The sequence below is a fragment of the Desulfotruncus arcticus DSM 17038 genome (assembly GCF_900113335.1).
Classification (GTDB): Bacteria; Bacillota; Desulfotomaculia; order Desulfotomaculales; family Desulfallaceae; genus Desulfotruncus; species Desulfotruncus arcticus.
Genome location: NZ_FOOX01000007.1, coordinates 123,354 through 144,940 on the forward strand (window position 1 = coordinate 123,354; position 21,587 = coordinate 144,940).

The window sequence follows — 21,587 nt, forward strand, 5'->3', positions numbered from 1 at the left end:
AATAATGAGGAATTGAAACTTAATTTTAGAAAGGCGTTTTTGCATGAATGTGGAATCAATACGATGAAAAACTTAAATGCATAAGGAGAGAAAAACTTATGTCAGATCAATATCAAAAGTTTAAGAGGATTCTTGATAATAATAGTAAATTGCTGGATGAGGTGCAAGAAAAGGACTCATTTGGTTACAGGTATGATTTTACTAAAATTATAAACTTATTGCTTTATATCTTGGACCATTCATTTGACGGTTATCTTTTATCTGACGGTAAAGGAATCGTCTTTTATGGTAACAAAGCAGTAGAAAGAATCTCGGGGATACCGTTAAAACTAATAATTGGTAAAACCTCAAAAGATATGTTGGCGGAAGGTATAATTCTGACCAATTCTATTAAAATTTTAGGTAAAAATCCTTTGTCAATTATCCAGAAAGTTAAAACGGGTGTGGAAGTTTTTATTACAAGTATTCCCATATATGATATTCAAGGTAATGTGGTATTCTACATTGCCAATTACCGTGACATGCGTGAGCTGAATAAGTTAAAGAAGATCGTAGATGAGAATGCCCACTACAAACTTCCAGAAGCATTTTTAACTGAATTAAAAGAACTAAGGAATAGATTATTAGAAACAGATGACATTATTGTTAGAAGCCATGATATGAAGAAGACCCTCGAAAGTATGATTAAAGTTTCACAAGTAGATGTAAATGTATTGCTGACAGGTGAATCCGGTGTGGGTAAAGAAGTTCTCACTAAATTAATACATAAGTACAGCAGTAGAAAAGATGGGCCATTTATACAAATTAATTGTGGCGCTATACCCGAAAGTCTTTTGGAATCGGAATTATTTGGATATGAAAAGGGTGCATTTTCTGGAGCGCAAAAAGGGAAAATGGGTTTATTGGAAGTTGCAAACAAAGGCACCATTCTCTTGGACGAAATTGGTGACTTACCATTAAATCTTCAGGTTAAATTTTTAAGAGCCATTGAAAATCAGGAGTTTTATCGCTTGGGGGGAGTTAAACCAACTAAGTTGGATGTACGAATAATCTCAGCAACTCATAAGGATTTACAAGCAATGGTTGAAGCAGGGACCTTTCGTAGAGATCTTTTCTATCGTCTGCATGTTGTTAACATTTCAATTCCTAGTCTCAGGGATCGAAGGGATGATATAGTTCCGTTAGCTAGCCATTTCTTAAAGATCTTTAATAAAAAATATGGTACAAACAAAATTTTTGCCTCTGATGTATGTAATGCTTTAGAGAATTATAAATGGCCCGGCAATGTTCGAGAACTAAAAAATACAATTGAAAATTTGGTAATATTCAATGAAGACAGGATGATTAACAATAAATGCCTACCGAAGCACATCTTTCAGCATGAGAGTGAGTGTCATCAAGTGACTGGTAAAAGATCAATGGGATTAAAAGAGTCGATGGAAAACCTGGAAAAACAATTAATTATAAAATCTCTGAAGAAGCATGGTACTATTAGAAAAGCAGCTAGTGCTTTAAAAGTAAATCACTCAACCATTGTTCGAAAAATTAAGAAATACAACATTGGACTTCCTGATGTTCAAGATGATTAATGGAACCTCCCCTGGTGCAGTTTTAAACCAGGGGAGGTTTGATATTATTGAGGCTGGTGCAAAAACGAAACAAGAATGGTGCGTAAGCGCACCATTCTTGTAAGAATTTTCTGCAAACACCTTATATGTGCTAGCATGGTTCTCAAAAGTAATAATAATCTGACATCATTATTATGCCGTAAGAAACCTCCATAAGCTATAAAAATTAAAAATAATACTCAATTTTAAAATTCATGAAAAAAATAATCAATTATTTATTCAGAAAATATAAAATTGGCAAAAATATTGCACTAGTATAAAAACTAAAAAAACTTAAAAGGAGGTTTGACCACTTTTTAGAATTGGAGCTATTTTTCACACAAATTTAATTGTAATTAAAGGAGGAAGTGGTAATGCCAACTGGTGCACTAGTGTTTTGGTTATTAACGGGCGGGCTATGTTTTGTGATTGGTATTTTCTTAATGTGGCAGGTTGAACAATCAGGGGTAGAACGGTGGGGTGCTTGTGGCCACCTATTCAAGCTAGGTAATACAGTAGGTGATCTAAAAAAAGAAGATGGAGGTGCTAGTGTATGAACATGACAGTTTTAACCGCCGTACTTATTATTTATCTTATATTTTTGTATTGGTTTGGCCGCATGGGTTATAAGGTTTCAAAGACTCTTTCAGACTTTGTTGCCGGTGGTTGGAATATGAACCTGATGCTTTTGATCGGTACTTTTTCTGCTACCTGGGTGAGCGCTGTTTCAATTATGGGTTTCCCCGGAATGCTCTTTGGTATGGGACTAGCTGCATTGACGGCGGTTTATGGAGGCTATTTTATGGCCAATACACTGATGCCGTTTCTTGCTTTCAAAATACGTAGACCGGAAAACCCACCTTCTACAATACCTGAATATTTGCGTTTACGATTTGAACCTCACGCTGAAAAAAGTGGCCTTCAGGTGTTGGGTGGCCTTTCTATGGTTATCGGTTATGCGGTGTATGTAATGATTCAAGTCAGTGCTTTTGGGTATCTATTTTCTACAATTACTGGTTTGCCGTATGTAGTCTGCATATTTCTCTTTGGTGCGTTTATTTTATATGTTGCTGCCGGTGGAACTCTTTCAGTTGCTATCTCAGATCTTTTTAATACGGCCGTAATAGTAGTTGCTGTCTTTTTTGGCGCGTTAATTATCTATAACCAGGTAGGTGGCTGGAACGTAATGTGGGATCAGTACAGCACTATTACAGCCCCCGCCTTAGCTGGTGGCGAAAACATAAAAGAAGGTGCGTTATTATCCCTGTTAGGACCGTACCCATTATCAACAATTATTGGTTTATTTATTGCTTCGGCTATAGGCGGTTCTTTAGCACCACATTGGCCTTCACGAATGTTGTACGCTAAAAATACCAAGACAGCAATTGCTTTACCAATGGTATCCCAGTTGATTATCGCTTTTTTGGTATTTGGCTGCTTGCTTATTATGGGGGTAGGCGGTCGAGTTTTAGTAGGCACTCTTGATGCTAAAAGCACAGATTGGATTATGCCATATCTATTTATGAATACAATCCCTGGACTACTAGGCGCAGTTGGTATTGCTGGACTGTTAGCCGCTGCTATGTCAACTGCAAATTCAATGCTTTTCCATGGAGCTTTGGCATTAGTTTATGATGTTTTCCGTAATATGTCCAATAAACATTATAATGATGAATCATTGCGGAAATGGAGCAGAATTACTGTAGTTGTGCTGGGCGCTACTTCAATAATTTTGGCAATTAATCCACCTGTTTTTATTGGAATTGTGTCCGCTAAAGTATTTGGCTTTTGGGCGGCCTCATTTTTTGTTCCTCTATACGTGGGGCTTTACTGGAAACGACTTAACAAGCAATCGGTTTACTGGTCTATGGTAGTTGCCCCTATAACGTACATTCTTTTTGATTACCTAATAACAAAAGGGTTAATGTGGGGCACTATCCCTGCCATGGTTTGGGCATTATTAGTGGGGGTAGTTGGGGGATTTGTACTTTCATATGTTTACCCGTCTGCACCGAAAGAAGGATGGGAACCGTTCTTTGAACCGGAGATCAGTGCAGAAACACGACGGGTATGGGCTGATGCCAGACAGGAAATGGTTTAAATTAACTTAAGGGGGTGTGTTACGCCCCCTTTTTTACCGATAGCACCGTTAATTGGCATATATATTGCAAAATTTAATTGTACAAAATTCCTTGCATTTAAACGGTTACAAAGGAGGGATTCATTTGAGCTCCATATATGAAACATTATTGTATGAGGTTAAAGACAGGGTTGGTATTATTACCATTAATCGTCCCAAGCAGTTGAATGCTCTAAATAGCCAGGTTTACCGTGATTTGTATTGTATTTTAAAGCAAATTGAGAGAGATGATCAAGTAAGTGCGGTGATTATTACTGGAAGTGGGGAAAAAGCTTTTATTGCCGGGGCAGACATTACGGAAATGAAAAATATGACGGCAAATGAAGCTCGCTCCTTTGCGATATTGGGGAAAAAAGTCGGTATTGCTATTAAAGAGATGCCCCAACCGGTTATTGCGGCTGTAAATGGTTTTGCCTTGGGTGGTGGCTTAGAACTGGCTCTATCATGTGATCTAATACTGGCTGTTGAAAAGGCTAAGTTTGGTTTACCGGAAATCAACCTGGGGATCATTCCTGGTAACGGTGGTACTCAGCGGGTAACACGATTAACTAATATCATTATTGCAAAAGAACTGATCCTTTTCGGTGGAAGAATTAATGCCCAAAGAGCGTGCGAACTAGGATTAATAAATAAAGTAGTAACCAGTGAAGAGGGGTTGTTGGCAGAAGCAATGGAATGGGCTGGCAAGCTAGTGCAAAAAAGTGTTATTGCATTGAGTCTGGCAAAGAGTGCTATAAACAATGGTATTGATGCTAGCCTTGAAACTGCATTGAGCTATGAGTTGCAGTGCTTTGCCCAATGTTTTGCCAGTCGAGATCAAGAGGAAGGCATGACGGCTTTTTTAGAAAGACGTATACCGGTTTTTAAGGGACAATAAAAAATCTGCGGGGGGTAACTTCATGGAATTCAAAAAAATTGCTGTTATTGGGGCTGGAGTAATGGGTGCTGGTATTGCTCAGGTTTGCGCCCAAAAAGGTTGTTCCGTTTGGCTGCAAGATATATCTAAACCTGCTTTGGATAAGGCCCTTGAAAGTATCATCAAAAGCCTAAAAAAAGGGGTGGAAAAGAAAAAGTTAACACCGGCACAGAAGGAAGACACTTTGACCAGAATAGTAACTACAACTCATCTTCCTGAGGCTGTAGAGAGTGTTGACTTGATAATTGAAGCTGTATTTGAAAACCTGGAAGTTAAAAAGGATATTTTTAGGTTAGTTGATCAATATGCACTGCCTAATGCGGTGATTGCGTCAAATACATCGGCACTGCCTATTACCGCTATGGGAGCAGTGACAAACCGCCCTGAACGAGTTTTGGGATTACACTTTATGAATCCTGTTCCATTGATGAAAGGTGTTGAAGTAATTCCAGGACTGGATACAGCTAAGGAGGTATTAGAGGCTGGCGTTAAGTTTATTGAGGATTTGGGTAAGGAGCCGGTCAAGGCTGTGGATTATGCCGGGTTTATAGTGACTAGAATACTCGATGCTATGTTAAATGAGGCTGTCAATTGTGTTGCTGATGGTAATGACCCTGGTGAAGTTGATAGGGCTATGAAAATTTGCACTAATTTCCCAATGGGTCCTTGTGAACTTATTGATTTAGCAGGAGCCGATATTGTCTATCACGGGCTTAATACGTTGAAGGATGAGTTTGGAGAGCGTTTTCATGCTTCGCCTTTGCTGAAAAAGATGGTCCGGGCAGGGCATGTGGGTAGGAAGTCAGGTCAAGGCTTTTACGATTATAGCAAGTAATAGGGGGTTCAGACACAATGAACAACGATTTAGTAATAGTAAGTAGCGTCCGTACTCCTTTTGGGCGTTTTGGTGGTTCACTAAAGGAGTGGGACTGTATTGACCTCAGTGCCATTGTAATGAAAGAAGCAGTTAAAAGGGCCGGGGTTGAGTCTGGTATAGTGGATGAAGTTTTATGGGGAGTAGGCGATACAGCCTCCAGTAAGGATGTTTATACACCCGTAATAGCCAGACAGGCTTTGCTCAAAGCTGGGTTGCCACCAGAAACACCATCCTGTTCTTTTGATAAAGCATGTGTCTCGGGTATTTCTGCAATTCAATTAGGGATGCGTGCAATAAAATCGGGGGAAGCATCAGTGATAATGGCCGGAGGTGTTACTACCTTTAGCAAGATGCCTCTGTTACTTCGTGATATGCGCTGGAGTGGAAGCAGACTGGGATCAATTGAAATGGAGGACCCTCTCTTTGCACTTGGCTATAAGGATTATAACCCGGTTGCGGTGGATGCTGGAGAGGTCGCATTGGAAAACGGGATATCTAGGGAAGAACAGGATGAATGGGCATATCGCAGTCACCAACGTTATGGGCAAGCTCACCAAGAAGGAAAATTTAAAGATGAGATGTTGCCTTTGACTATAGAGAAAAAACTAGGTAAGAAAGTGACAAGCTTTGAATTGGATATAGACGAACAATATAGATCGCAGATAAGTATTGAAGGCTTAGCGAAACTAAAATGTATCTATGGCAGTCCAACAGTTACTGCCGGTAATTCACCGGGCCTAAATGATGGCGCTGCGGCAATGCTTGTGACTACTAGACAAAAAGCTAAGGAATTAGGGCTTATCCCTATTGCTAAGATAGAGACTGTGGTTTCCACTGCTATGGAGGCACGTTTATTGGCCATAGGCCCGTCCAAAGCTATGCAAATGGCATTACAGAAGGTCAATCTGACTGTTGATGATATAAGTTTATTTGAAATTAACGAGGCTTTTGCTGCAGTAACCTTGACCAGTAGTAAAATTCTAGCCAATAATGATGCTGCTAAGTGGGATGGAATAAAGAAAAAGTTAAATGTCAATGGGGGAGCAATTGCTATTGGCCATGCTAATACCTGTAGCGGTACACGGATTATAATGACTCTTATCCATGAATTGCAACGCCGGGGAGGCGGTTACGGGATAGCATCTATTTGTGGCGGTCTTGCCCAGGCTGACGCATGTATAGTTAAGGTTGATTGAAAAAATTGTTTTAGAATTTTTCTTGAGATATGGGGGTTAAGTTGTGAGTAAGTTTAACCTGAACAATAAGGTTGCCATTGTGACCGGTGCAGGAAGAGGAATTGGGAAAGCGATTGCATTGGGACTGGCAGAGGCGGGAGCCAATGTTGTCTTGGCAAGCAGGACCCGCGAACAGTTAGAAGAATTGGCAGAAGAGATTAAATATGTAAAAACTTTGGTTGTTCCTGCTGATGTTACCAAGGTAGCAGATGTCAAAAACTTATTGAATAAAACCTTGGAGGCATTTAGAAAAGTTGATATCCTTATTAACAATGCCGGAATTACCATTAAAAAGCCTGCCCTGGAAATGCAGGAGGAGGATTGGCAGAAAATTATGGATATTAATCTTAAAGGTGAGTTCCTTTGTGCTCGAATAATCGGGGAGCAAATGGTTAAACAGAAAAGCGGTAGTATTATTAATATGGCTTCGGTGGGGGGGCACTTGGGGTTAATTGGATCTCTAGGATACTGTGCTACTAAAGGTGGTATTCTGCAGATGACCCGTGTATTGGCTTCTGAATGGGCTAAAGATAACGTACGGGTAAATGCAGTTTCCCCAGGTTATGTAGAGACGGAATTAGTAGAAGGGGCTATGTCAGCAAGGCCGGAATTAAGAGAAAAAATAATTAACCGTACACCCATGGGGCGCTTGGCTAAACCCGAGGAGATAGTGGGGGCAAGTATATTTCTGGCATCTGACGCTTCGACTTATGTTACAGGGATATCATTAATAGTAGACGGGGGCATGTCTGCTTTTGGTGTTTGAATTATTGTTAATATTCTAGCTAGTGTGTATAAGATACAGAATTTATCCTGTTTATCCCAAAATTTATTAGCTAATTGCTTTTGTGTTTGTGAGAAGTACTACCTTACTAAAAACAGGCATTTTTAATGTTCTTGCTCCTTATAACGAATAGTGGAGGGATTCAGATATGTTTGTGCCGCTCTTTGTAAACCAAATAATTCGAAGAGCTGAAAAATTATATTATGATAAGCTGGCGGTGGTAGACGGAGAAAAACGTTATAATTATAAAGAATATGGACAAAGGGTAAATCGTCTATCCAATGCCCTGTTAGACTTTGGTATCAAACCTCAGGAGAAAGTAGCTATTCTCTGTTACAATACGCACCAACTTCTTGAAGCTTATTATGGCGTACCGCAAATTGGAGCAGTACTGACTACTATAAACATACGTTTTAGTCCCCAAGAAATAAGCTACGTGTTAAATGATTCTCAGGCAAGGGTTCTACTTTTCCATAAAGACTTTTTACCTACAATTAAGGAAATTAGCCCCCAATTAAGTGTGGAGAAATTTATTGTTATTGAAGGCGAAGCAGACCAAAAGTTTATGGATTACGAATCATTTATTTCATTAGGTTCAACAAAAACGCTTACCGACCCGCCTATCAAAGAGACTGATATTGCTGAATTATTTTATACTAGCGGTACTACAGGAAATCCAAAGGGCGTAACACTTTCACACAGAGGGCTTGTTATACACGCTTTGGGTTTTCTAGCGCATTATCATTATGATGACAGTGATGTTCAACTTCATGCTATACCGCTGTTCCATGTTAATGGATGGGGTACTCCGCAATTTTTAACATGGGTGGGCGGTACTCACGTGATGATGCGAAAGTTTGAACCAGAAACAGTATTAAGCACTATACAAACCTATAAAGTTACAAGAATATTTTTGGTTCCGACTATGATTAACATGTTGCTGAAATATCCTAAATTTGATAAGTACAACATTAGTTCATTGAAACTAATAATTATCGGTGGCGCACCTACCATACCGGAAAAGGTTAAGGAAGTTGAAGAAAGGTTTGGCTGTCGGGCTATTTCTGCTTATGGTATGACTGAAACATCACCGGTTATGCTTAATTCCCTTCCTAAGGCACACAAACACAAGAGGGAAGAAGATCGATTGACCTATCAGTCTAAGACTGGTCTTGAAATGATTGGTGTACAAATCAGAGTGGTGGACCCTGATGGCAATGATATAGATCAGGACGGTATACAGGTAGGAGAAATTATTTGTAGGGCGAACAGTGTATTAGAAGGTTACTTAAATTTACCCGAAGAAACGGGAAAATCCATAGTGGATGGATGGTTTCACACAGGAGATATGGCAGTTATTGATAATGACTATTATATAACTATTGTTGATCGAAAAAAAGACGTAATAATCAGTGGTGGGGAAAACATTGCTTCGGTGGAAGTAGAAAATACCATAAATTCTTGTCCGGTGGTTTTGGAAAGTGCTGTAATTGGCATCCCAGATGAAAGATGGGGGGAAATACCCAAGGCATATGTTGTACTAAAGCAAAACGCTAACCTTACAGATGAAGAGTTGATAAAATATTGTAAGGAGAAAATTGCTGGTTATAAAGTGCCGAGAAAAATTGAGTTTGTGGAAAATTTACCAAAGAGTGGGACTGGTAAGATACTCAAACGTAAATTAAGAGATAAGTATTGGGTAAGTAAAGAAAAAATGGTTCAGGGATGATTAGCTTTTTTGGAGGTGAATATAATTGGATACCGTTGGAAAAACAGTTTATGAATTAGAGCTTGGCGAAAAAGCTAGTTTTAGTAAAACTATCAGTGAAAGTGATGTATACTTATTTGCAGGAATTACCGGTGACCTGAACCCAATGCACGTGAATAGGGAATACGTTGCAAAGACATTTTTTAAAAAGCCAATAGCACATGGACCTCTAATTACGGGCTTGGTTGCTCCGGTTTTAGGAATGAAACTACCTGGTCTGGGTACTGTGTTGGTGGAATTACAGACCCGTTACTTGGCTCCAGTTTACTTTGGCGACACTGTATCCGTAAAAATCGAACTAGTAGCTAAAGATGAAAAGAAAAACCGTGCTAATTTTGATTGTCAGTGGGTAAATCAAGCCGGAAAGGTAATAGCTGATGGTAAAGCGATTGTTTCCCCACCAGTACGTAAAAAATAGAAATACTTTGAAAATTCCGAACTGAATCTTCTCTTATGTCGGCATAAGTGTCAGGGTGCGGATGCCAAACTACCTGTCTAAGTCAGGTGGGTCGGTCCGCACCTATTTTACGTGTGGTACACTGTCGTATTGGTATAATATATCCTGCTTGATCCTTAAAAATACGGGGTTGTATGGGATTGTAATAGTATATAATTAGTAGTAAAATAGTAGCTACAGAGATAAAAGGAAAATTCAGGAAAAGATGAAGCAAAATGGGAAAGCCCAATATTTCTAAAGTTGAAAAGGGAGATCCTGACATAAATACATTGTATGAACTTTTTACTTTACGCTATCTTAGCAAAAAAGAAATTAAGTATCGCTTACCTACTGGGATACAAATCAATGCAATGCCTTCCAGACACCAAGGATTACGACTATTACCGGGGTGGGTATGGTCTTTAGGACCATGCCCATTATTTATTTCGGGAGGTTACAACCTATGTCAGCAATCTTTTTCTTCAAAATGATGCATGACCGTCAGAAAAGAAAAGAGCATCAAGGACAAGGGTACTTAAGTTTAAATGATTTCAAAAAAGGAAAAAGACGTTCGATGGTCAAAAGAAGTATTAATTCCTTAAAAACTTTTTTTAGCTCAAAGAAAGATATTAAGTCAAGGAGTTGAGTTTTATGAGCACTATACGGGAAACAGACCTGCCGGGAATAGGAAGAAAGTTTCAAATTGATACACGGGGCGGAGATAAACTGGTAATTATAGTCCATGACGATGGAAAACGTGAAATGCACCACTTTGACTATAATGACCCGGACGAAAGCATATCTATGGTTACTCTTGATGATTCCGAGGCCCGCCGTGTGGGAGCTATCCTTGGGGGCATGGTTTATATGCCGAAAGCTTTGGAAAAGGTGGATGTGGCTTTTGATGAAATGGTTATTGAATGGTTCAAGGTTGAGCCTGAGGCTAGGAGTATTGGAAAAACGATAGGTGATCTTCATATCCGAAAGAGAACCGGGGCGGCTATAATCGCGGTTATTTTGAAGAATCAGGCGAAAGTTGTAAACCCCGGGCCCGAGCAGATTATTCATAAAGGGGCCACTCTTGTGGTTCTGGGCGAAAGGGGACAGGTTAAGGCGTGTAAACGACTGATCAACGATGGGAGTATGTGAATTAAATGGAACAGAATATTCTCTTTGAAATTGGGCTGGCAATTTGTATTATTGCCGCCGCGGGGCTTCTAGCTTCTCGCCTGCGGTTTTCCATAGTCCCATTGCTGATACTGGCCGGATTGGCCGTGGGACCGCATATGCCGCAATTGGGAATGATAGATTTAAGGTTTATCAAAAGTGCCTCTTTAATAGACTTTATGGGGCGGCTCGGTGTTCTTTACCTAATGTTTTACCTGGGCCTGGAATTTTCAGTCGGGAGGCTGTTAAAGGCAAGCCGTGCCATTCTGAAGACCGGATTAATATATATGGCCATCAACTTCACCATAGGAGTTATGTTTCCTTTTATATTGGGTTGGCCAATTAAAGAAATATTGGTTGTTGCCGGGATAATGACAATATCATCCAGCGCCATAGTAGCTAAGGTTCTGGTGGAACTGAAACGGGCTGTCAGACCAGAAACAGAAATGATTTTAGGCCTGATGATGTTTCAGGATGTTTTTGTAGCCATATACCTTTCTATAGTTTCCGGGCTCGTTTTAACCGGATCGACATCGCCCGTATTGGTGTTGAAGTCTGCACTGGTGGCTTTGGGGTTTATGATCGGGGTATTGCTTTTAGGTCGTAAATTAATAGCTTTGTTAAATCGCCTGCTTAATATTCCTTCGGATGAAGTGTTTATGCTGGCTTTATTTGGGGCTTTAATTTTAGTGGCAGGATTCTCTGAATCAATACATGTTGCCGAGGCCATAGGAGCATTACTGGTGGGACTTGTCCTGGCTGAAACTGAACATGTTGAACGGATAGCGCATTTGGTTGTACCTTTTAGGGATTTTTTTGGTGCCCTCTTTTTCTTTAGCTTTGGATTAAGCATCGACCCGCTAGCATTACCCGGTGCCGTATGGCCTGCAGTAATAGCTGTAATTTTGACGGTTATTGGCAATTTTGTTTCCGGGATGATTTCGGGTCGTATGTCGGGGTATTCACATCGGGCTTCGGTAAATATCGGGTTAACAATTACCTCCAGGGGAGAGTTCTCGATTATTTTGGCCGGTCTGGCCAAGGCTGGGGCTTTGTTACCTATTTTACAATCCTTTGCCGCCCTTTATGTATTGATATTAGCGGTATTGGGGCCGTTATTAACAAAAGAGTCCAAGTGGATTTATGCCAAATTAGGCCGTTTGTTTAAATGGCCTCCCATAGCAGGGAAAAGTAAAGGAAAACCAAGCTCTATTGCTTAATCTGCCCCGGGTAAATCAGCCCGGGGTATTTTTTAACAAACTCCCTATGGGCGAGAGAATAAATATGCTGCCAACTAATTTTTAATCTGCTGCGGATAACCTGCTTCTACAATATACCTTTGATGTGCTGTTTTTGCTTTTGTGGAGGCTAAGCTGGCCTTATTGATAAGATTTTCAATAACTTCATAACATTTTACTTCATTTCTGGCATACTTTCTTTGCCCACCACAGATACCGGCCGATACGGTAACGGGAACTCCAGTTTTAGAAGTCTCAATAATTATTGAATCAATGATATTTTTTACCATTTTTTCAGTGGTACCTATTTTTTTTAAAGATACGAGAACAAATTCATCACCACCATATCTGCAAACAAAATCACAGTCAACTTCTGAGTTATCTTTTAAAATTTTGGCTATTTGCTTTAAACAACGATCACCATATATATGACCATATTTTTTATTTAATTGCCCAAAGTTATCTATGTCAAATAAAACAACAGAAATTTCATGCCCTTCGGAAAGCAGCTTTGAAGCAACCTGGTAGATATAACCGGAATTATATATACCGGTTAATGAATCATATAGTTGGCCGATGCTTTTCATTAATGTGGATTTGGTTATCATCCCTACCACTTTGCCGTGTTCCATTACCGGCATGCGTTCTATTTTATACTCTTGTAATAGCTCCGCTGCTTCCCAAATTGTATCATCGGGTTCACAAGAAATAACCGGACTCGTCATTGAATCGGCCACAATCCGGTTGGGGTGGTGAAAACGTACATCTTTGGAGGTAATAATGCCAACTAAACTTTCACCTTCAATAACCGGCAGGCCGCCCACTTGGTGTTCTTGCATGTATTCAGCGGCCTGTGAAACACTTTTACCGGAGGTAATCGAAAAAACAGGACTACTCATGATGTATTTGACATTATACATTTATATCAACTTCTTTAAATACAGAAACTGAGATTTCCAATTTAGCCTTAATCAAAGATTGCGCGCTGGTAAATTTCATACCTTCTTCAAGTATGGTTTTGATCAGCATATCGCGCGGCATCCAATTAAATAAGCTGGTTTTTACTGCGATGGCCTCAATATCGCTATTTTCAATTAAAATAACCTCATATTGGCCCGGGGCAAGAGCCTCAATCATCCTGCGGGTGGCCTCGGGGCCGATAGGCGCGCGTCTGCCTATAATCAATAAATCCTGCATCGGGGGGAGATCAAATTCGGAAAAGCGTATTTGCAGATTGGCTGTTCGGTTGCTAAAACTTTTGTTATTTTCTGTAGTCATAGGTATAAACCTCTTTTTAAAATTGTTTAGACAATATTGCTAAATGCCTTATGCCAAAAGTCAATTTCAGACTTTTGGGAAGGCATTTTAATTAATTCCAACATACATAATTCAAAAATTTGGACCAAATCAGGAGCAAATTGAAGGCCTTTATTCATGTTTAGCTCAAGGAGAGCATCGTGTAAGGTTTTAGGTTTTTGATATGGCCTAGGGCTTGTCATGGCATCAAATGCATCAGCAATTGCCACAATTCGCGCCAATTTAGGTATGTTTTTTCCGGGCAAGCCCTCGTAACCATTGCCATCCCATCGCTCATGATGATAAAGAATAATTGGTAATAGGTTACTGCATTCTTCAAAATAAGATATCATTTTGGTGCCTAACACAGTATGTTTTTTGATTATTGAAAACTCTTCGTCTGATAGTTTTGCAGGTTTATTTATTATTTTTTCATCAATGCATAATTTGCCTATATCGTGAAGTAAAGCGCCTATGGTTATTGTTTTTACTTCTTGATAAGAGCAACCAGCATATTCAGCCGTTTTTGAAGCTAAATAACATACGTTTAGGGAATGCATCTTTAGGTCTTGAGGAAACCCTGATAGTATGGTGTTGACAAACTCTATGTTAAACTGCAAAGTGTTTTATCCCTCCACCATGACACAAGACATATTCATCGATAAGAGGGGAAACATATTAATAACATTTTCTCCCGCAACCTGGCAATCATAGCACCATTAACCATTAACCAGCTTAAGCGCTTTAGACCCATGGCTTTGCGCCCTAATCTTTCGATGTAGTTTGCCTGTGAAACAGTTATTAAACCAAGCATATTATATAACTATTAGATTACATATTTCAACAAAAATCAACCATGTGTATATATATAAAGGAAAATTGAGGCTTGGAAATGATTCAAAAGATTGTTGGCAAAAATATAAGGTATTACAGAATACAAAAAGGTTTTTCGCAAAAAAAAGCAGCCTCTCTGGTTGGGATTACGTCTTCCTATTGGGGGTACTTGGAAAGAGGGCAAAAAAATCCTTCTATAGAGCTTGTGGCGATGATATCAAAAGTTCTTGGCGTTAAAGCGTACTTACTGTTTATTGAATCTCCGGCAGAGAGCTTACCGGAAGAAATTGTGCATTACTTACATTTGCTAAATTGTATGGAAGATAAACATATTGATTTTATATTAACTGTAATTAAAGCGTACATTAACCTGCAAAAAATTCAAAAGTAATAAAATTAAGGCATCTTTGTGCCCCATAATTGGGCAAAAATGAAAAACCCCGTCGTTGTGACGGGGTTTTAAAAACCGGGTACGTTTAGCATGCTTTTTGTTCCAGTGCTTTACGGTATTTAACTAAGTCGTCAATTGTAAGCACTGACAGGTTATGTTTTTCAGCAAAAGTTATTATTTCAGGAAGACGGGCCATAGTGCCATCTGGATTGGTTAGTTCACACAGAACACCACAGGGTTTTAAACCGGCCAGACGCATCAGGTCGACTGTTGCCTCAGTATGTCCTTGGCGCTCCAGTACACCTCCGGGACAAGCTCTTAACGGAAATATGTGGCCTGGACAGTTGAGGTCTTCTGGTCCGGCATTATCTGCGATAGCTGCTCTTACTGTCGCAACTCGATCCGCAGCAGAAACGCCGGTGGTAACCCCCTTTGTTGCTTCGATTGATACAGTAAATGCAGTTTGGAAGCGGCTGGTATTATTTTGCACCATCATCGGCAGCGCAAGTGCCCTAACTTTTTCATCGGTCAGGCATAAGCAAACTATGCCGCTGCATTCACGGATTAACATGGCCATTTGGTCCCTGGTAAGGGACTCGGCGGGAAAAATCAAATCACCTTCATTTTCCCGTTGTTCATCATCTGTGACCAGTACTCCACGGCCGTCACGCAACGCGGATAACGCCTTTTTCACCCGTTCAAACGGGTTGCCGAATTGGGTAAGCAGAGTCTGATTCATGGTAAATCCCCCTTTGATTTTTAATCGACTTACCAGAATCAGGGCGCAGAGACAGACAGCTGTCTAAGAACACACGGACAGCCTCCATCAGACATGATGCCTGTGGGGGTTGCTGACTGCCTTATCCTCTTCCATCCGGACTATTACCGTCGGCTCTGGCTTGTTACCAGATCTGCTGACCTCCTGCCGGGAACGACAAGAGCGCTCGCGGGCTCCCCAGGATACTCTGGGATACCGCCGGTAGGGACTTTCACCCCGCCCTGAGAATAAGTCATAAATAATATACCACCTTTTGAATTATTGTCAATAATCTTTCACCAAATCATGAAACAGCCAGTTTTATTTTTTTAAACAACTACACTTTACTAACTTGGCGAACGGTACGTTAAAATGTGCACATTAATTAATTTCGTTATTTATTTGGTTTTTTAATGAAGTTGAATTTACATTAATTATCATATTAATAAACTTTTTACCTTCTCGGGATGCCCATTTTATTTCACTGGCTACTACACTAATCTCGATTAAAGCGTGCAGATAATAACTGCCGGAAAACCTGTCATGCCATTTATCTACTGCATCTGTGAGGCTTTCCCAATAAACTTCACTAATTTCTTCCGGCTTAACTAATGCTTTATCACAGACTAAGGTTTTGAGTTTGTCATTGACCCTGATTACAGTAGAACATCCACTTTCCAGTATATTGAGCATGGACTGGAATTCAGTACTTATTGGATTGGCCCCGTGTTTTAGCCGTCTCTCTAAACGGCCGGGCAGCAATTCGTAGATCCGGTCAGCCTTGACCATTAGCATTTCATTATGGTTTATGAGCTTTTCAGCCAAAGGAAGCCAATTGTTGGGGTCCAGGTACTCGTAATCATTAACTGTGTTATATCTTTCCCTTCGGGCATGTTCAGCCAATACCCGGCATTCGCTAATTAATCCGGAAACCTTTTCTTTCTCTGTATGGGGTGACGGAATCTGTTCATTTTCAAGACGAACAAAGTTTCTAACAGCTTGGCAAAAGTAATGAACGGCTGTATCGTTGCTTTCTCGTAACTTAATAGTAAGCTGCCGCCCATAACGAGGCGGCCATAATATAACATTAATCAGCATGGCTATAACAAGACCAATAAAAATAACTGCTGATCGGTCGAGAGCATGAGCAAGAAACTGGTCCGGTGAAGAACTTAAAATAAAAATGGTTGCGACTATACCCATTTGGAGACCGTTTTTTAAGTTTAATTTTACAAACAAGGAAATTACTAATATTGTTGCGAGTCCCATTGTGAGCGGAGAGCCACCGAAAACATAACCCAATACAAGGCCTGCACCTACACCTAGAACATGAGCAATAATCTGCCCTTTGGCTGCTTTGATGGTCAAATATACGGATGGCTGCACATTTACGACCGCTGATACAGCACCAAAGATAGCTGGTTCCAATTTAAGCAAATTGCAAATAAACATGGTTATGGTAACGGCAATACTGGTTTTTAATATACGTGCGCCTATTTTTGGCATGAGCATTCAATCCTTACAAATTTAGATATAGCCTTTAGTTTAAATCAGATTAGCAGTTTGTTCAAGAAGCTTTTTCTCTTTATTCGAGTGGGAAAACATACAAATTAGAATTGTTGATGTTTTTATGGTATAATTGTCTTATTAATATGTAGAAAGATGGAAATACATTGTTAAATATGAATGATTTTGAGAATACCAACGTAAATGAAGTAGAAGAAAAGAATTATAAAAGCAAACAACTTGGTTGGCGGATATTTGCTTTTTCTGCTTTTTTATTGGCAATTATAGCTTTATTTGGCGCGTGGTACATCAATAATGAAAGAATGTTTTTATTAATAGATAATAGCAAGCTAAAGCTTGAGGTAAAAACTCTGCAAGAAGAAATTGCCACCCTCAAAACTTTAGATAATGATTCTATTCCAAACAACACTGAAGAAAACAGCCAACAAACCGATAGCAACCAAGCAGAAAACAAACAAACTGACAACACCTACACGATGTATGAGGTAAAGCCCGGTGACTCCTTAACAACCATTTCATTATCGTTTTATGGCACGGAAATATACGCATCCCAAATAGCCGAGAAAAATGGAATTACTTCTGAATCAATATTGCAACTGGGTCAAAAACTTAAAATACCTAAAAAACCATAGGAAGCAAAGCCAAACTTATTGGCAATAAACAGAGCGGTCTACGGCATGCGCCGGAGACCGCTTTTTAGGCAGTTCGCTTTGGGGGTAGCTGTTTGGTTATAATGCAATAGAGAAAAGCCGTAATTATACTTTTAACGCCGGCTAGCAGTTTACATGGAGAGGGGCTAACTATGAAAGATTTACTGCGTAACCGCTTGTTTAGAGAAAAAAAGAAACCCGGAATTCCACGTGGTGAACTTTGGGTTTCCGGTACCATATTAGAAGTATTAGGGCTTGAACAAACGCAGAATTCCATAGTTGCGCTCAGCAGTGATATTAATGCTGACATATGTTTTTTTAGCTACACCAGTCAGGTTCAGCAGCTTTCGGTGGAGTCCGGGGAAATGGCATTTAACGTAAGCAGAGCACATGATTTAGGTCTGGTTTGCGGAGTTACGGTGGATGGACCCTTTGAACGAACGGTTAAAGAGTATGGTTTTATGGAAACAATGAAACTATTTTATAATGAAAAATTACTAAATAAGCAATTTGAAAAGTACACAGCAGTAGCTGCTGCAGAACTGGCCGCAGCTGAAAAGGCAGGCGCCGATCTGCTGATTTTATGTGACGATATCGCTTATACCAGGGATTTATATTTTTCGCCCCAAAAATTTAAAAGTAATCTGGTGCCGTTATATCAAAGGCTGAGAGATTTAGTAAAAGAAACAACTATTGGTTTCCATTCTGACGGAAACGTTGAATCAATAATGGATGATATGATGGATCTGGGATATTCTGTGTTTTCCCTGGAACCAGAGGCTATGGATTTAGTCACTTTGAGCCGCACTCTTCCAGAAAACATAACTTTAATGTCGGGTATTAAATCAGAGTGGTTAATGAATCCAAGTGATAATATTCATAAAAATAAAAAGGAAATACTGAATTACGTGGAAGACCTCTCTAAAGGTTGCGGTTTAATTTTATCTTCTCTATGCGGTCTTAGTAATGTTTCAAGTTTAAACAATTTAAAACTGCTATACAGTATGTTAAGTTAAGTATTTAAAGCATCGTTAATTAACATAAAACTGAGTTGGATAGCCAAAAGGTGGAAACTGTGCTGTGAAGGATAAAATTGTTACCATAAGGAAACCGGCCCAAAATGAGCTAACCATAAAAAAGTCACGCTTTATTGCTTCAGTTCTTCCGGTTGGCAATGAACAAGAAGCTATGAGTTTTATTAAACAGGTTAGAAAAGAAAACAATCAGGCCAACCATAATGTCTATGCATATTTAATTGATGAGCATACCCAACGATATAGTGATGACGGTGAACCTGGTGGTACAGCGGGAAGGCCGGTTTTGGATTAAAGGGTTGTCCGGAATAGCTTTAGTGGTAACCAGATATTTTGGGGGCATATTGCTTGGAACAGGTGGATTGGCACGTGCGTATGCAGATGCCGCAGTGAGTGTTATGGAAGTTGCGGGTATTGTTGAGAGGCGCTTATATCAGGAGCTAAATATAAATTTGGATTATCACTGGTTGGGATTAATTAAACATGAGTTAGAGAATGGTGGTGGGCGGCAAATTAATATTAAGTATGAACAACAAGTAAATATACAAGTTTATTTACGTCCGGAAACCTTGGATGATATTGTAAAGTTGCTTACAGACAAGACTGCGGCGCAGATTGTGGCAGAGAAAGGAAAATCCATCTACTTATAGATATAAATATAGTACTAAATAGGCTGTAAAAATACCCTCCCCGGGGGGAAGGTCCCGGCGTGGAGGGTATTTTGTCTTTGGTTACTGCATCGGCGGTTGAGAGCCCTGGTTTTGCTGCTGAATTATTCCCTGTCTGCCCTTGGCTCCCCATCCCTTCTTTTTGGAGGTCTTGGACCAAAGTATTGATAATAATCAACTTTAATATCACCGTTATAGAGTTTTCTTTTTTTAGTGGCCGGCTTGCCAAATAGGTTTTCGAATCTTGGATTGGAGCTCAAAATATAAAATGACCATGTATCTAATTTACTGAAGGCTTTGCCCATTTCCTGATACATTTTTTCAATTGCTCTTAATTCTCCCAGCCTTTCACCGTAAGGCGGGTTGCATATAATTTTACCGTATTTTTTCTTGGAACTGATTTCCGTAAAAGACATCCTTTGCAAATGGATATGTTCACCGACTTCTGCTTCCAGAGCATTATTTCGGGCGATTTTAACAACTTCATCATCTATATCGGTGCCCATGATCTCCAGGGGTTGATCATAATTGGCCAGGTCATGGGTTTCTTTGCGCGCCTGCCGCCATAGCTCCCTTGGTATGCTTGGCCATTTTTCCGAAACAAATTCACGATTCATTCCCGGTGCAATGTTTTGACCTATTAGTGCAGCCTCAATAGGAATTGTTCCTGAACCACAGAAAGGGTCCAGTAAGGTAGTGTCCGGGTGCCAGCGAGCTAGCAATATCATCGCTGCGGCAAGCGTTTCCTTTATCGGCGCCTTGCTGGCAAGGCGCCGGTATCCTCTTTTATGCAGGCCCGGCCCCGTGGTGTCAATGGTTAATGTTGCCATATCTTTCAGCAAGGCAACTTCTATTTTAAAAACCGGACCCTGCTCTTCAAACCACTGCTGGTTATATTTGTTTTTCATGCTTTCCACTACGGCTTTTTTAACAATGGCCTGGCAATCTGATACGCTGAAAAGTGTAGACTTGATGGATTTTCCTTCAACGGGAAAATTGGCGTTAGCCGGGATAAGCTCCGGCCACGGGAGCGCCTTGGTTTTTTCAAACAGCTCGTCAAAAGTAGTTGCTTTGAATTCACCAACTTTTAGGCGCACTCTATCTGCTGTGCGCAGCCAGAGATTGGCCCTGCAAATGGCGCTTAAATCAGCGGTAAAAGTAACTTTACCGTTCTCAACCAAAACATTCTGGTAACCTAGATCTTTAACCTCCTGCGCTACTATTGCTTCCAGTCCAAAAGTAGCTGTTGCAATTAATTCAACACCGGACATATATTGTTCACCTGCTCTGACTCCTTTTTGTTCAAATAATTCTATGACTGATTTAGCGCGGCCTTCCTTATAACAATTATAAATATAGCCGCATAAAATTAAACCTATTCTTATTAAACTCTGTTTTTATTTACGGCACAATAATTCTAATTCTTTAATACCTCCATTGAATTCATTTAAATCAACGTTGCTGTTAATTCCATTAACCTTGCCTTTATCTGTGAATTGAAAAAACAGCCATGATTTCCATGGCAGGGAAAATAGCTGCTGCTTTAAGTCGTAATGGGCCAGCCAGAGCGGTATTGCATTTAATCTTTGGTCTAAAAAATCTCTGATGAAGTGGGTGTAGGAATAGATAACCGGTTGTTTTCGGGTTTCTTGTTTTACAATATCTACCCAGGCTTCTACTATCTCTGTAATCTGCTCTTTCTTTAACCCCTGGTTTTTTTCAATGTCAAGCACAGGCGGTAAATCGAGCTCGTCAATGCCACCGTGTTTCCGGATAACGTTGTTAAAATGCATGGCTTCGTCTTGAGCGTCTTTTAAACTGCTCGGAGTGCAAAAATGATAAGCCCCTACAATAAGGCCTGCTTTTTTGGCTTCCTGTAAATTTATTGAGAATTTGGGGTCGATATAATCTACACCTTCCGTGGACTTAATATAAACAAAAGAAATACCGTCATTTTTAACCAGGTCCCATTTAATATCACCCTGCCAGTGTGATACATCTATTCCTTTCAGATTATTGGGGTTACCCAACTGCACTGGATCAACTCCCTTACTATTGGTTATGATCATATTCTTACATTTCAGATATGGCAAGACATCATTCCGCTAAACTGCTCCGGCTGATTATGAAAAAGTATGCCGGGAGCTACCGGACCATAACCATAAATATAGCAACTGTACCAACAATATTGGCCACGCTCAAATATTTTTATTTTCCGATAGGATAAGTGATAATTCTCAACATATTTCGCAAGGATTTAAC

24 protein-coding genes and 2 riboswitches are annotated in these 21,587 nt (G+C 39.9%); of the genes, 17 read left to right on the forward strand and 7 right to left on the reverse strand.

Annotation, left to right across the window (positions count from 1 at the left end; translation table 11 throughout):
- Positions 1–98: 98 nt before the first annotated feature.
- From BM056_RS10950 to BM056_RS11005, 12 genes are all read left to right on the forward strand, one after another.
- Positions 99–1,589, forward strand: coding sequence for a sigma-54 interaction domain-containing protein (locus BM056_RS10950; RefSeq protein WP_165613477.1), 1,491 nt, complete (start codon positions 99–101; stop codon positions 1,587–1,589).
- A 392-nt stretch (positions 1,590–1,981) separates the two neighbouring features.
- Entirely contained in the window at positions 1,982–2,164 is a 183-nt protein-coding gene (locus tag BM056_RS10955; protein ID WP_092471451.1) for a hypothetical protein, read from the forward strand.
- Complete coding sequence (locus BM056_RS10960; protein WP_092471452.1) at positions 2,161–3,708, forward strand: sodium:solute symporter family protein; 1,548 nt, start codon at positions 2,161–2,163, stop codon at positions 3,706–3,708. Before BM056_RS10955 ends, BM056_RS10960 begins: the two co-directional genes overlap by 4 nt.
- Positions 3,709–3,832: 124 nt before the next feature.
- Positions 3,833–4,624 (forward strand): enoyl-CoA hydratase-related protein, encoded by a 792-nt coding sequence (locus BM056_RS10965; RefSeq protein ID WP_238456419.1) that lies wholly within the window; start codon positions 3,833–3,835, stop codon positions 4,622–4,624.
- 22 nt (positions 4,625–4,646) lie between these two features.
- Positions 4,647–5,498, forward strand: coding sequence for a 3-hydroxyacyl-CoA dehydrogenase family protein (locus tag BM056_RS10970; RefSeq protein ID WP_092471453.1), 852 nt, complete (start codon positions 4,647–4,649; stop codon positions 5,496–5,498).
- A gap of 17 nt (positions 5,499–5,515) precedes the next feature.
- Entirely contained in the window at positions 5,516–6,736 is a 1,221-nt protein-coding gene (locus BM056_RS10975) for a thiolase family protein (RefSeq protein WP_092471454.1), read from the forward strand.
- Positions 6,737–6,779: 43 nt separating this feature from the next.
- The gene (locus tag BM056_RS10980) at positions 6,780–7,541 is read left to right on the forward strand and encodes an SDR family NAD(P)-dependent oxidoreductase (RefSeq protein WP_092471455.1); all 762 of its coding nucleotides are present in this window, start codon (positions 6,780–6,782) and stop codon (positions 7,539–7,541) included.
- A 166-nt stretch (positions 7,542–7,707) separates the two neighbouring features.
- Positions 7,708–9,288, forward strand: coding sequence for a long-chain-fatty-acid--CoA ligase (locus BM056_RS10985; RefSeq protein ID WP_092471456.1), 1,581 nt, complete (start codon positions 7,708–7,710; stop codon positions 9,286–9,288).
- Between the two features lie 25 nt (positions 9,289–9,313).
- Complete coding sequence (locus BM056_RS10990) at positions 9,314–9,745, forward strand: MaoC family dehydratase (RefSeq protein ID WP_092471457.1); 432 nt, start codon at positions 9,314–9,316, stop codon at positions 9,743–9,745.
- A gap of 481 nt (positions 9,746–10,226) precedes the next feature.
- Positions 10,227–10,409, forward strand: coding sequence for a hypothetical protein (locus BM056_RS10995; protein WP_092471458.1), 183 nt, complete (start codon positions 10,227–10,229; stop codon positions 10,407–10,409).
- A 5-nt stretch (positions 10,410–10,414) separates the two neighbouring features.
- On the forward strand, positions 10,415–10,912 hold the full coding sequence (locus BM056_RS11000) for a cation:proton antiporter regulatory subunit (RefSeq protein WP_092471459.1): 498 nt from the start codon (positions 10,415–10,417) through the stop codon (positions 10,910–10,912).
- 5 nt (positions 10,913–10,917) lie between these two features.
- On the forward strand, positions 10,918–12,150 hold the full coding sequence (locus tag BM056_RS11005) for a cation:proton antiporter (protein ID WP_092471460.1): 1,233 nt from the start codon (positions 10,918–10,920) through the stop codon (positions 12,148–12,150).
- 74 nt (positions 12,151–12,224) lie between these two features.
- On the opposite strand, the gene BM056_RS11010 is transcribed toward BM056_RS11005, so the two are convergent.
- Genes BM056_RS11010 through BM056_RS11020 form a run of 3 tightly spaced genes read right to left on the reverse strand, consistent with a single transcriptional unit; the run spans position 12,225 to position 14,084 of the window.
- Complete coding sequence (locus tag BM056_RS11010) at positions 12,225–13,088, reverse strand: GGDEF domain-containing protein (protein ID WP_092471461.1); 864 nt, start codon at positions 13,086–13,088, stop codon at positions 12,225–12,227.
- Positions 13,081–13,446 carry a hypothetical protein gene (locus tag BM056_RS11015; RefSeq protein ID WP_092471462.1) on the reverse strand — a complete coding sequence of 122 codons (366 nt, stop codon included), beginning with the start codon at positions 13,444–13,446 and terminating at the stop codon, positions 13,081–13,083. Before BM056_RS11015 ends, BM056_RS11010 begins: the two co-directional genes overlap by 8 nt.
- 26 nt (positions 13,447–13,472) lie before the next feature.
- Complete coding sequence (locus BM056_RS11020; protein ID WP_092471463.1) at positions 13,473–14,084, reverse strand: HD-GYP domain-containing protein; 612 nt, start codon at positions 14,082–14,084, stop codon at positions 13,473–13,475.
- 72 nt (positions 14,085–14,156) lie between these two features.
- Positions 14,157–14,262, reverse strand: a riboswitch (cyclic di-GMP riboswitch).
- Positions 14,263–14,356: 94 nt separating this feature from the next.
- Here BM056_RS11020 and BM056_RS11025 point away from each other — a divergent pair.
- Positions 14,357–14,689: a helix-turn-helix domain-containing protein gene (locus tag BM056_RS11025; RefSeq protein WP_092471464.1), complete on the forward strand. Its 333-nt coding sequence runs from the start codon at positions 14,357–14,359 to the stop codon at positions 14,687–14,689.
- An 85-nt stretch (positions 14,690–14,774) separates the two neighbouring features.
- On the opposite strand, the gene ribB is transcribed toward BM056_RS11025, so the two are convergent.
- Together ribB and BM056_RS11035 are read right to left on the reverse strand one after the other, a co-directional pair.
- A complete protein-coding gene (ribB, locus tag BM056_RS11030) occupies positions 14,775–15,428 on the reverse strand; it encodes a 3,4-dihydroxy-2-butanone-4-phosphate synthase (RefSeq protein ID WP_092471465.1) in 654 nt (217 codons plus the stop codon).
- 119 nt (positions 15,429–15,547) lie between these two features.
- Positions 15,548–15,700: riboswitch (FMN riboswitch) on the reverse strand.
- 127 nt (positions 15,701–15,827) lie between these two features.
- Positions 15,828–16,952 carry an FUSC family protein gene (locus tag BM056_RS11035; protein ID WP_092471466.1) on the reverse strand — a complete coding sequence of 375 codons (1,125 nt, stop codon included), beginning with the start codon at positions 16,950–16,952 and terminating at the stop codon, positions 15,828–15,830.
- A 176-nt stretch (positions 16,953–17,128) separates the two neighbouring features.
- Between BM056_RS11035 and BM056_RS11040 the strand changes: the two genes are divergently transcribed.
- The 4 genes from BM056_RS11040 to BM056_RS11055 all read left to right on the forward strand — a co-directional run bounded on the left by BM056_RS11040 (position 17,129) and on the right by BM056_RS11055 (position 19,307).
- Entirely contained in the window at positions 17,129–17,605 is a 477-nt protein-coding gene (locus tag BM056_RS11040; protein ID WP_131820757.1) for a LysM peptidoglycan-binding domain-containing protein, read from the forward strand.
- Between the two features lie 170 nt (positions 17,606–17,775).
- Positions 17,776–18,639 (forward strand): uroporphyrinogen decarboxylase family protein, encoded by an 864-nt coding sequence (locus tag BM056_RS11045; protein WP_092471468.1) that lies wholly within the window; start codon positions 17,776–17,778, stop codon positions 18,637–18,639.
- Between the two features lie 64 nt (positions 18,640–18,703).
- Positions 18,704–18,952: a YigZ family protein gene (locus tag BM056_RS27245; RefSeq protein ID WP_092471469.1), complete on the forward strand. Its 249-nt coding sequence runs from the start codon at positions 18,704–18,706 to the stop codon at positions 18,950–18,952.
- A 4-nt stretch (positions 18,953–18,956) separates the two neighbouring features.
- Entirely contained in the window at positions 18,957–19,307 is a 351-nt protein-coding gene (locus tag BM056_RS11055) for a YigZ family protein (protein ID WP_165613478.1), read from the forward strand.
- A gap of 122 nt (positions 19,308–19,429) precedes the next feature.
- On the opposite strand, the gene BM056_RS11060 is transcribed toward BM056_RS11055, so the two are convergent.
- Positions 19,430–20,596: a THUMP domain-containing class I SAM-dependent RNA methyltransferase gene (locus BM056_RS11060; protein ID WP_092471471.1), complete on the reverse strand. Its 1,167-nt coding sequence runs from the start codon at positions 20,594–20,596 to the stop codon at positions 19,430–19,432.
- Between the two features lie 126 nt (positions 20,597–20,722).
- The gene (locus tag BM056_RS11065) at positions 20,723–21,394 is read right to left on the reverse strand and encodes a glycoside hydrolase family 25 protein (RefSeq protein WP_092471472.1); all 672 of its coding nucleotides are present in this window, start codon (positions 21,392–21,394) and stop codon (positions 20,723–20,725) included.
- Positions 21,395–21,587 lie beyond the last annotated feature (193 nt).